This window comes from Idiomarina tyrosinivorans (assembly GCF_003987475.1).
Classification (GTDB): domain Bacteria; phylum Pseudomonadota; class Gammaproteobacteria; order Enterobacterales; family Alteromonadaceae; genus Idiomarina; species Idiomarina tyrosinivorans.
On record NZ_PIQH01000012.1, the window covers coordinates 42,381 to 54,263 of the forward strand.

The window sequence follows — 11,883 nt, forward strand, 5'->3', positions numbered from 1 at the left end:
GTGAGCTTCCTCGTTATTTTGTTAACCATTGCTGTTGATGTAGTTGAAACCACTGTAATCCTATCACACTGGCGGCATTATCAATCTTGCCTTGCTCTAGCATATCCATCACTACGGTTCGCGCCAAGCGATGGACTTTAATGTCTTCATGCTCGGCATCCAAACCCGCCAATTTGTGACCATGGCTCGCATCAACATCAGCGATGTAGATATGAATACGCTCAGTCGTTCCTCCGGGGCTTGATAAATAGCTTAACGCATAGGTCAAGTCTGCCTGTTGGATTCCGGTTTCTTCAGACAGTTCACGCATCGCCACTTGCTCTAAGGTCTCTCCCTCATCAATCATTCCTGCGACAAATTCGTACAACCAAGGACTATCACTGGTTTCCATTGCGCCAACACGAAACTGCTCCAACACTACCATTTCGTCGCGCTGACGGTCATACGGAATCACCATCACCGCGTGCCCGCGCCGCATCACTTCGCGCTCTATCCAAGGCGTCCATCCCCCAGCAAATAAGCGGTGCCTTAAGGTCCACTTTTCCGTCGTTAAAAAGCCTTGATATAAGGGCTGTTTAGCCTTAACTTCTACATCATCCAAAGAAAATTCAGCGCGTTCGCCGATCGCTTTATTATTTGATTTCGTACCATTCACTGCGTCACCTGCTTGCTGTTAATGTCCGATTTCAACATTCTGTTACACTTAGCCAAGTTCTTTTACCAACTTTACCTTAAGGTGCGGCGACTAAACAGATAAACTAGTAATCATTCACGGGTGTATGTAAAATAGGTTCTATTGATCGAGCACCACATCCTTTTGCAATAGGGACTCATTGAAAATGAAAAAGCATTTATTATCAGCGTTGGTCGGTTTAGCTCTTGGTTCTGTTTCGATGACCTCTAGTGCCGATGACTTAAAAGACGTTTATCAGTTAGCACTAAAGAACGACCCAACCTTACTGCGTGCGGCAGCACTAAAAAATGCTGCGCAACAAAAAATTGATATCGCCGACTCAGCGTTTTGGCCACAAGTGACCGGTAGTGTAGGTTACAACAAGTCAATGCGGGAAAGTGTGCAGGCGAACGATAGCGGCCAGCTTTTTACTTACGACCTAGATTCAACCTCGTTCGATTACGGCGTAACGCTGAATCAAAGCGTTTTTGATTGGGGTGTCTGGAAAAACGCTGATATTGCAGATAAACAAGCCTACCAAGCAGAGGTCAATTATCGCAATGCTCAACAAGAGCTGATGCTCCGGGTTGTGAATGCGTACTTTGCCGTGTTGCAAGCAAAAGACGATTTAGCCTTTGCACAAGCAGAAAAAAAAGCGATCGCGCGCCAGCTAGAGCAGACTAAACAGCGTTTTTCTGTAGGTTTAACCGCAATTACCGATGTCCATGAAGCACAAGCGCAATACGACAGTGCTGTGGCGCGTGAAATCAAAGCACAAAATGCGGTTTTGGTAGCGCGCGAAGGTTTACGTGAAATCACTGGGCAACAACACAACGATTTAGCCACACTCGACACCAAAAGCTTTTCTCCAGCTAAGCCTCAGCCGGCTGAAGTGCAACAATGGGTGAAAATTGCCGAAGAAAAGAATCTGTCCTTGATGGCTGAAAAAATTGGTGTCGAAATCGCTCAACAACAAATTGATTTAGCACAGACGGGTCATTATCCAACAGTGTCACTGCAGGCACGTTACTCTGCCTCGAATTCTGAGAGTACTATTTCGATTCAGAACCAAGAGCAAACCACCGATTTACCAACGCTAGACACCAAGTCCATCGGTGTGCAAGTTGACGTACCGATTTTCTCTGGATTCCGTACCTCGTCAGAAGTTGAACAAGCGCGTTTTAACTACGTTGCGAGTTCTCAACAGATGACACAAGTGTACCGTAATGTGCAACGTAATGTGCGTTCTGCATACTATGACGTCGTTGCCTCACTCGCCAGTATCAACGCCTTTGAGCAAGCTGTAGTTTCAGCAGAAAGTGCGTTAAAAGCGACGCAGGCGGGTTTTGAAGTGGGTACTCGTACTATCGTCGACGTATTAGATAGTACCCGTAACCTTTACAACGCTAAGCGTAACTTGTCGCAGGCACGCTACGGTTACATCCGTCAGATCTTGACCCTTGAACAAGCCGCGGGAAATATTAGCGAAGAAGACTTATTGGCTATCAATGCCAGCTTAAAAGAGACGGCTCAGTAATTAACGTTTTCTTAATAATGACTGCATCCTGGGGGCCATTCGTGGCTCCCTTTTTTTTTCATTCTTTGAAAACTCAGGCATACTATAGCCATCAGAGATAACAGCAACAGATAAAGACCGCTTGTGGCAAAACATCATCCCAATAAAAAACCCCCTTTCGAATGGCGCTTTCTCCACCCTCGCTTTTGGCTAACGTGGGTTGGTGTGATTATTTTGTACCTTATTTCGTGGTTACCTTATCGCTTGCAAATAGCGATGGGCAAAGGCTTAGGTACGCTGTTTTATAAGTTCATGAAACGCCGTGTAAACATTGCACGACGCAACCTGCAGCTGTGCTTTCCCGATTGGTCAGAAGACAAAATTGAAGCGCTGGTTAAAGAAAATATGCAAAATACTGGGGTCGCCTACTTCGAAATCGGCATGGCTTGGTGGTGGCCAGACTGGCGCGTAAAGCGCAAACTCTTTATTCATGACCAGCAGTATTTACAGCAGGCTCAACAAGATGGAGAGGGAGTACTATTACTGCTATTTCACTTTCTCAGTTTGGAAATGCAAGCCCGCCTACAGGGTTTCATTCAACCGGCGGTTGGTCTCTATCGGCCACATAACAACGCGGTAATGGAGTTTCTCCAAACCCGCGGACGCGGTCGCTCAAACAAATACTTGATTCGTAAAAAAGATGTAAAGGGCATGCTTTCCGCTATTGATCATGGTGAGATCTCGGCCTACCTTCCGGATCAAGATTACGGTCGCAAACGGGTAGAATTCGTGCCATTTTTTGCCGTGCCTGATGCCTCAACCACCACAGGTACATTATTGTTTGCTGCCAATGCACGCTGTAAAGTGATGGCCAGCACCTGTTACCGGCGCAAAGATGGCAAAGGTTACGATGTGTATTTTCATAAACCATTGGAGAACTTCCCCAGTGGCGACGATAAAGCAGATGTAACCCGTATTAATCAACTGGTTGAAGAAGCGGTTTTACAAGCCCCCAGTCAATACCTCTGGGTTCATCGGCGCTTTAAAACTCGACCAGAAAAAGACATGCCAAGCTACTACTCGTAACTGGCTAGGAGGCTTGCTTGCCAAAGCAGCGTGACAAGACATTAACCGCATCACAGATCACCATTATTATTTTAGTGATCATTATCGGCTTATTGTTAATTATTCTCCGAGAGCAATGGGCAACGGGCACTGACACCGCTGTTATCGACGGCCAATCGATCGGTTTTGCCGAGCGACCGCGGGTTCGCGAAGAACCGATAAAAAATTTGCACGATGAGATTTCACGCTTCTTTAGTCACATTGCCACGTCGTTGACACCGGGCGCTAATGACTCGAGTATTTACGTGATTGAACTGGCGCAATCGCAAAAGACCTTAGAGCAGGTTATTGCATCTCTGCCTCGGCGCAATGATGCTGATAAAGATTGGCGCGGAGAGCCCGACCAACATTGGTTTATGGAAGGGGAAACCATTAAGCAACGGCTCGAGGAGATTGCGCGTGACTACCATGTTAATTTTATTTGGTGGTTAAGCCGCGATTATATCGTTAAATCCCCCTTTAATATCGATGACACCTTTGTCGGCGCGGTTAACCAAGTTGCCGAAACGGTAAAACACGACTTCATGGTACCGGTACACGCATACTACTGCTTTCCACAGAATACTTTGGTAGTCACCGAGGCGGAAGATGTGAAAGCCATGACCCACGACTGCCCACCAGTAGAGCGCTTGCTGTACCCAAACCAACAACAGCCGCAAGCGCCTAAAGCGCAAGCTAAAACCAATCTACAGTTGAAACACTGAGCGCCAACAGGCCAATACGGCATCACGCTCTTGGCTTAGGTCGTGGGAACTCAATGCTTGTTCATCTTGTAACGCTAACGCATGCGATTCACAACGAAGAATCTGGTAAGCTGCCATTAAATTCTGTGCTTGCTCTGCTGCTAGCAGCTGTTGTATTTCTGCTTCCGTGAGAATCCTAATATTATCGCTGTAGTGCGCCAAACTTGGATATTGGTGAGCATACTTGAGCACCAGAAACTGCGTAATAAATTCAATGTCGGTAATGCCTCCAGGATCCTGTTTCAGGTCGAACTGTTGATGACTGCTCGACTGCCGCAGATGGCCGCGCATTTTTTCTCGCATGGCTAAAATATCCTCGCGCAACTGCTGCGGATCGCGTGGCTTCATCAGGGTTTGTTGGCGAATGTCCTGCAGCGCCCGTTGCAATCCGCGGCTTCCGTAAACACAACGTGCTCGCACCAGTGCTTGCAATTCCCACGTCCACGCTTCTTCACTCAAATAGCGCGCAAAGCTTTGTAACTGGGTGACTAATAAGCCTGCCGTCCCCGACGGCCGTAAACGCAGGTCGACGTCATACAGCACGCCTGTCACAGTGCGAGTGGTAAACAGGTGTAAAATACGCTGCGCCAGCCGCAAATAGAACTGTTGAACATCAATCGGCTTAGCACCATCGGTTTGTCCGCTATAATCCGCGTCGGTAACGAACACTAAATCTAAGTCGGAACCATAGCCAAGCTCAAGGCCGCCCAACTTGCCGTAAGCAACAACCGCAAAGTGCTTTTCTTCGCGACTACAACCCGGTGGCGTGCCATGGCGCGCGACCAACTGTAACCACGCCATATCAACCACTTCGGCAATGACTGCTTCGGCAAGAAAGCTTAAGTGATCGCTGACTCTCATCAGTTCCACACCACCACTGATGTCCGCCGCGGCAATTTTTAGCTGTAATGCTTGCTTTGCTTGGCGCAGGGCATCCATTTGAGTCTCTAAATCCTGTTCCGGAATACGCACCAAATACTCTTGCAATAGCTGCCCATACTGGTCAAGCGCTGGCAATTGATAGAGTTGCTGAGGGTCGATGAGCTCGTCCAATAATAGTGGAAACTGGGCCAAGCGTTGGGTGATCCACGGGCTTGCAGTGCACAGTTTGATCAGTTGCTCACGGGCGCCGGGGTTTTCCACCAATAACTCGACGTAGGCGGTACGTGTCATAATCTTACGCATGACCACCAGAATTCTATCCAGCGCCTGTTCAGGGTGTTGATGGTCGAGAATATTGCGCAACAGTAATGGCACCAAACGAGCCAGCGCACGGCGCCCTCTTGGCCCTGAATGACGCTTGCGCGCATCTAGTCGAAAAGCCTGCAAGGTTTGCCAGATGACCAGTGGATTCTCTACCTGTTGCTGTTGCAATAATTCAATAGCGGCATCGTCATCGAGCATGTCTTGCCACAGTACCTGTAACTCTGGCTCTTCCTCGTCCTCCTCGGACTGTTCACCTACCACCAAAAGAAACTGCTGATGAATATAATCACAATGCTGGTTAATGGCTTCGTATAGAGCATCCCAATCACGATATTGGAAACTACTGACCAAGCGCAGACGGTCTGCTTCGTTGGTCGGCAATTGCTGTGTTTGTTCGTCGTTGAGTTGTTGCAGACGGTGCTCAACAGTGCGCAAAAATTCGTAGCTTTGGAGTAATCGGTCGACGGTTTCTGTTGGCATCATTTGCAATTGCTTCAGCCCTTCATAGGCTTGGTACAGCGAGCGCGTCTGCAAACGCTTTTCTTGACCACCGCGAATTAACTGGTGGGCTTGCACAATAAACTCAACCTCACGAATGCCTCCACGCCCCAACTTGATATTATCCTGAGCGCCTTGACGTCGCGTTTCCTGCTGAATCAACAGCTTCATTTTGCGCAGCGCCTCAATCGCGCTAAAGTCGATATAACGTCTATAAACAAAAGGCCGAAGCAGCGTTTCTAGCGCCTGTTGCTGGCGTTCGCCGCCAATGACGCGAGCTTTAACCATGGCATAGCGTTCCCAATCCCGCCCTTGTTCTTGGTAGTAATGTTCAAGCGCGCTAAAGCTAGAAACTAGAGGCCCTGACTGACCAAAAGGTCGCAATCGCATATCGACGCGGAAAACCCGACCCTCGGGCGTCTGTTGGTCTAACGCAGCAATTAACGCCTGCGCCAAGCGAGTAAAGAACACATTATTTTCCAGCGCCTTGTTGCCACCCGTAGTGTGCCCCTGTTCTGGATAGCTGAATATCAAGTCAATATCCGAGGAAAAGTTCAGCTCACCACCACCGAGTTTGCCCATGGCAATCACCAACAAGTGTTGCTGTTCACCAGATTCCGAATACGGTGTACCAAAACGTTGGCAAAAATTATCGTAAAGCCATGCCAACGCTTGCTCAATGAAAGCATCCGCCATCGCGGTTAGGTGTGTTAATGCATCGCGCAAAGGAAGTTGATGTTCTAAGTCAGCAATACAGAGCTGGCACATCCACTGGCGCCGCAACTGTCGCAGTATTTGCCCTAACTGCTTATCGGTTTGACAGTCAGCGAGACGTTGGCTAACAATCTTGGCGTATTGTTGCGGGTGCGGTAGCGATTTATCCAAGCAATCTAGAAATTCATCGGCCATTTGTTCAGCACTGCGGGCAACAAACTCACTCACAGCAAACAGCCACTGTACATTTTGCTGCTGTTCCGTTGTCAGTTGTTCGGCAGCAGATGAGTGCTGTAGCCAACGTTGCCAACGCGCATTCGCCTCAGCAACCAGTTGCGGCGCTATGTCAAAATGCCTTTTCGCCATCAATGCAACCAATACGGCTCTTTTTTCAGTGCGGCTTTACGAGAGTATTCCAAGGCCAATAACAATGATTCGCGCTGAACTTCTTGCCAGTTGGTCAGTTTCTCCCGACTCAATTCGTCGTGGTCCTTAATCCATGAGCGTAATTGTTGTAACGCCGAAATCTCACCGATACCGCGGGCTAAGTCCAACCAAGGCGCACGGAATGTCTCGCGTTCCTCTTCATCGAATAATTGCCCAAAACAATAGCCTAAGCGCAGGCTGTGCAACAACGACGGTCGCAACTTGGTGTAGCGTTCGACACTCAGGCTATCCTCCTTGTTGAACGCGTCGACAACCTGCTGCCAATCATTTTTGAGTAACTGCGTAGACCATGCCGGCAGTGGCTCCTGCATGGCTTCTACCTGCGGCTGCTCAATCAACAATTGACCGAGCTCCAGCAACGCTAACTGGTAGCCCTTAGTTTGGCAGAAAGTCTTGGTGTTCGATAATTGCATCACCTGTTGCTGCAAGCTCTCTAATTGCTCGTAAAGGGCTGGGTAACGTTTTAGTGCACGGTGATACGCACCGTCTTCCGCCGTCAGTTCGGTTAGCGCATCGTACTGCTGCAACCAAGAAAAGTGCGATAAGATCTCCTCAATCCGGAGTAATTGCTCACTAACATCAATGTCTAAGTTCGCCAGTTGTTGTAGCACCACTTTACACAGTTGCACACCGTCGGCTATGCCTGCCGCGGCACGCACCGTGGCGTGACGATTAAAGCAAGCGTCGTTGTGCTGCCAATGGCGCAGGGAGTACTCCAATGAGCGATACAACCCCTGAGCGATACTGTCCTGTTGATTAACCGCAACAAAATGCGCTTGGGTAAAAGGCTCCAATACACTCTTGTCAGCCAAAAGGTAACCGCGCGCTGCCTTGCTGAGATTGCCCACTTGGGCAGCGCCTTTCTGAATCAGTTGACGAGCCATACGGAACGCCTGTTGTACCGAGCCCCCTTGAACCTCCAGTTCAACCTCGCAAATGGTTTCTTGCTTGTCATTTGCGTGAATGGTGCCTTGGTCGAACACCAACTCGATGACGCCTTGCTCACTGGGAATACGCCAGCGGTGACGAGTGAAATCGGTTTCAAAAATACAATGCAACTCACGCTGAACATCTTCTAACGGGAAATCTTCCGGCCAAATTTGTTCATCAAAAAGGCGTAAATCTGGCTGCTTTTGATCAATTTTCACATTGTACTCAGGCCGCTCGTGGAGCCCGCCTATGACTCGACCTGCAAGCTTAACTGTTTGTTCTTTTTGATCTTCTTGGCTTCTTATACGTAGTCCAATATCAAACTGTCGCAAACGTAAATCGTCGGTATCGAAGTACGCATTCGCCAGCGACAAGCAATCTTCTGGTTGCTGTTTCGCTAATTGCCGACACAGTTCGAGTACGGCCGATTTACGCGAGGGCTCGATAACTAATTTGAGTTCCAATTCTTGCGACATATTTTGGCGCTTCCAGGCTAAGTGAAAGGGTAAGTGCTTAAAGGTAAAGCCTAGCCGTCACAGGGTCAATACACAGGGGTTGTGACTCTGCTTGACACTACTGTAGAAAAATTGCACGGTGAGATCGAAAACAAGGCTTTACCGGCGCGAAAATAAGCTTATACTTGCGCCCGATTCCCGTCGTTGGGGAAGCACGCCGAGCTTCGGCCTGGCTTTACAGGAGATGCTATGTTCAAAGCGAGTGAGGTGCTAACCAAGCGTCATCAAGCGGATGACCTCCGCAGCCTTCAGCAAGCAGTCACCGACAACTACATTGTCGACGAAAATGACTATATGAAAGAGTTACTTGCGTTGGTTCCAAACGATGACGACAGCGTTAGCGCAGTTACCGAGCGCGCAACTAAACTAGTTGAGCAAGTCCGTGATCACGCCGGCAGTGGCGTGGTTGATGCGTTTTTGCAAGAGTACAGTCTGGATACCAAAGAAGGCATCATTTTGATGTGTTTGGCGGAGGCGCTGCTGCGCATCCCAGACGCCTACACCGCCGACGCGCTCATTCAAGACAAGTTGTCTGGTGGTGACTGGCAAAAGCACATGGGGCAAAGCGCGTCATGGTTGGTGAATTCTGGTACATGGGCACTAGCCTTAACCAACGGTGTTATTAATCCCACCGGAAAGCCGATGGAAACACCGCGAAACGCCTTCCGCCGCTTGATCCGTAAAATGGGTCGGCCGATGGTGCGCAAAGCCACCTATACGGCAATGCAAATAATGGGTAAGCAGTTCGTTTTAGGGCGTACCATTGAGGAAGCCCTAAAAGAAAGTCGCGCTAACCGCGATAAGGGCTATACCCACGCCTACGACATGCTGGGCGAAGCGGCGTTAACCGCAGCGGATGCGAAACGTTATTACGAAGAGTATGTGTACTCCATACAGACCGTTGCCAAAGAGAAGTTCAACAATCCTAAGGCACCGCGACCAACGATTTCTATCAAATTGTCGGCACTACATCCGCGCTACGAAAGCGCCAACCATGAGCGCGTGCTAACCGAGCTAGCGACGACACTGACCGACTTGGTGAAGTTGGCGAAAGAAGCCGATGTCGGCGTTACCATTGATGCTGAAGAAGCCGACCGCCACGAGCTGTCGCTAGAGCTGTTCGAAAAAGTTTATCGCAGCGGCGTTTGTAAAGGCTGGCCGCGCTTCGGACTGGTCGTGCAAGCCTACTCCAAGCGTGCCTTGCCGACCCTCTGTTGGATCACAGCTTTGGCACGTGAATGCGGCGACGAGATTCCAGTACGTTTAGTTAAAGGCGCATACTGGGATAGCGAAATTAAATGGTCGCAGCAGAACGGTATTAGCGGGTATCCGGTATTTACTCGCAAGGCCAATACCGACGTGTCGTACCTTGCTTGTGCAAGATACTTGATGAGTGAGGATACCGACGGCGCGATTTATCCGCAGTTCGCAACTCACAATGCCCAAACAGTGGTTGCTATTCAGCAGATGAATGAAGCCACCCAGCGTCGTATCGAATTCCAACGCCTACACGGCATGGGCGATTCGTTATATGACACGCTGTTAGAACAAGATCCGGAGATGACCGTGCGGATTTACGCACCGGTCGGTAAACACCGTGACTTGCTCCCCTATTTGGTTCGCCGTTTACTGGAAAATGGCGCCAACTCTTCATTCGTGCACAAGTTGCTTGACCCCTCGGTAGCTGCAAGTGAACTCGCTGTTCACCCGCTGAAAACCCTGAGCCGTCATGAGCAATTCGCTAATAGCAAAATTCCGTTGCCGCCAGAAATTTATGGCGACCGCACCAACTCGTTAGGAATGAATATGAATATTCACTCACAAGCAGACGATTTCATTGCTGCCGTGCAGCAATACCGTGACAAACAGTGGCAAGGTGGCCCAATTGTTAATGGTAAAACCATAGAAACCGACCACCATGTGTCAATCACTAGCCCGCAAGAGACCGCTAAACACGCTGGCTCCATCTATTGGGGCGACAAAAAGCTGGCAGAGCAAGCACTAGAAAGCGCCAACAAAGCGTATCGTCGCTGGCGCGATACCGATGTTGAAGAGCGCGCAAAAGCGTTAGAAAAATTCGCCGATCTGCTTGAAGCTAACCGCAACGAGCTGATTGCGCTATGCTCCATTGAAGCCGGTAAAAGCTTGCAAGACGGTATCGATGAAGTTCGCGAAGCCGTCGACTTCTGTCGCTATTACGCTAACCAAGCGCGGGAATTGATGGGCGGCCCAATTCAGTTACCTGGACCAACGGGTGAAACCAACGAGTTGTTTGTCGAAGGTCGCGGAACCTTTATCTGCATCAGCCCGTGGAACTTCCCATTAGCTATCTTCACCGGCCAAATCGCTGCAGCATTAGCAGCCGGTAACGCCGTGATCGCTAAGCCAGCGGAACAAACCGGATTGATTGCGTACCGTGCCGTGCAATTAATGTTAGAAGCAGGTATTCCAGGTGATGTCTTGCATTACATGCCAGGTAGCGGTGCCGAAGTCGGTAGTTACCTGACCAGCCAAGAAGACATCGGGGGCGTATGCTTTACCGGTTCAACCTACACCGCCCAAGCGATCAACCGCGCATTAGCCGCACGTACTGGTGCCATTGTGCCACTGATTGCCGAAACCGGCGGTCAAAACGCGATGATGGTTGATTCAACTGCGCTACCAGAACAAGTCGTTACCGATGTAGTTGCTAGTGCCTTCACCAGTGCGGGGCAACGCTGTTCAGCCTTGCGCGTGCTTTATGTGCAAGACGACATCGCTGACCGAGTCATCGATTTGCTACGTGGAGCAATGGAAGAGCTGCAAGTGGGCGACCCAATGTTGCACGAGACCGATGTCGGTCCGGTCATCGACGGTATCGCTAAAACTAACTTGGAACAGCATATTTCTGACATTCAGCAGGCCGGCCGATTAATTGCCCGCGCCCCAATGCCAGATTACACCCAAGGCGGAACCTTCGTCGCACCAACGGCAATCGAAATCGACAGTATTAACCAACTGGTCAAAGAGAACTTTGGTCCAATCTTGCACGTGATTCGCTACAAAACCAGCGAGCTGGAAGACGTGATCAACAGTATCAATAACACCGGTTTCGGTTTGACCTTCGGTATTCACAGCCGTAACGAAACCTTTGCTCGCGAAGTCGCTAGCAAAATCGATGTCGGTAACGTGTACATTAACCGTAACCAAGTCGGAGCAGTAGTTGGCGTGCAACCATTCGGTGGTCGCGGCATGTCAGGTACCGGACCAAAAGCCGGTGGCCCACACTACCTCACCCGCTTCATTACCGAGAAAACGCGTACCGATAACATCACCGCAGTAGGCGGCAACGCTACCCTACTATCGCTCGGTGACTAAACCTAACGCGAAGCAAAAGCCCGCCTAAGCGCGCAATGCTGTTCACTTAAGCGGAGCAGCATTGCGATTCACCGGATAGCGGGTTTTGGATAGTTTAACCGACCTTGGTCTTGATGGCCTCGGTCGGTTTTCTTTGAATAACATACCTAGGCTTCCTCT

At 49.6% G+C, this 11,883-nt stretch carries 7 protein-coding genes; 4 read left to right on the forward strand and 3 right to left on the reverse strand.

Annotated elements, in window-relative coordinates; genetic code table 11:
* Positions 1-13: 13 nt before the first annotated feature.
* Positions 14-655: an NUDIX domain-containing protein gene (locus tag CWI84_RS11225; RefSeq protein WP_241968791.1), complete on the reverse strand. Its 642-nt coding sequence runs from the start codon at positions 653-655 to the stop codon at positions 14-16.
* A gap of 184 nt (positions 656-839) precedes the next feature.
* On the opposite strand from CWI84_RS11225, the gene tolC reads away from it, so the two are divergent.
* The 3 genes from tolC to CWI84_RS11240 all read left to right on the forward strand — a co-directional run bounded on the left by tolC (position 840) and on the right by CWI84_RS11240 (position 4,018).
* On the forward strand, positions 840-2,210 hold the full coding sequence (gene tolC, locus CWI84_RS11230) for an outer membrane channel protein TolC (RefSeq protein WP_126842682.1): 1,371 nt from the start codon (positions 840-842) through the stop codon (positions 2,208-2,210).
* Between the two features lie 123 nt (positions 2,211-2,333).
* A complete protein-coding gene (gene lpxL, locus CWI84_RS11235; protein WP_126842683.1) occupies positions 2,334-3,275 on the forward strand; it encodes an LpxL/LpxP family Kdo(2)-lipid IV(A) lauroyl/palmitoleoyl acyltransferase in 942 nt (313 codons plus the stop codon).
* Between the two features lie 17 nt (positions 3,276-3,292).
* On the forward strand, positions 3,293-4,018 hold the full coding sequence (locus CWI84_RS11240; protein WP_126842684.1) for a TcpQ domain-containing protein: 726 nt from the start codon (positions 3,293-3,295) through the stop codon (positions 4,016-4,018).
* Here the strand turns inward: CWI84_RS11240 and glnE are convergent.
* Positions 4,001-6,841 (reverse strand): bifunctional [glutamate--ammonia ligase]-adenylyl-L-tyrosine phosphorylase/[glutamate--ammonia-ligase] adenylyltransferase, encoded by a 2,841-nt coding sequence (gene glnE, locus CWI84_RS11245; protein WP_126842685.1) that lies wholly within the window; start codon positions 6,839-6,841, stop codon positions 4,001-4,003. The genes CWI84_RS11240 and glnE overlap by 18 nt on opposite strands.
* Positions 6,841-8,328 (reverse strand): CYTH domain-containing protein, encoded by a 1,488-nt coding sequence (locus CWI84_RS11250; RefSeq protein WP_126842686.1) that lies wholly within the window; start codon positions 8,326-8,328, stop codon positions 6,841-6,843. Before CWI84_RS11250 ends, glnE begins: the two co-directional genes overlap by 1 nt.
* 228 nt (positions 8,329-8,556) lie before the next feature.
* Here CWI84_RS11250 and putA point away from each other — a divergent pair, with 228 nt between their 5' ends.
* Positions 8,557-11,724, forward strand: coding sequence for a bifunctional proline dehydrogenase/L-glutamate gamma-semialdehyde dehydrogenase PutA (gene putA, locus CWI84_RS11255; protein WP_126842687.1), 3,168 nt, complete (start codon positions 8,557-8,559; stop codon positions 11,722-11,724).
* Positions 11,725-11,883: the final 159 nt, after the last annotated feature.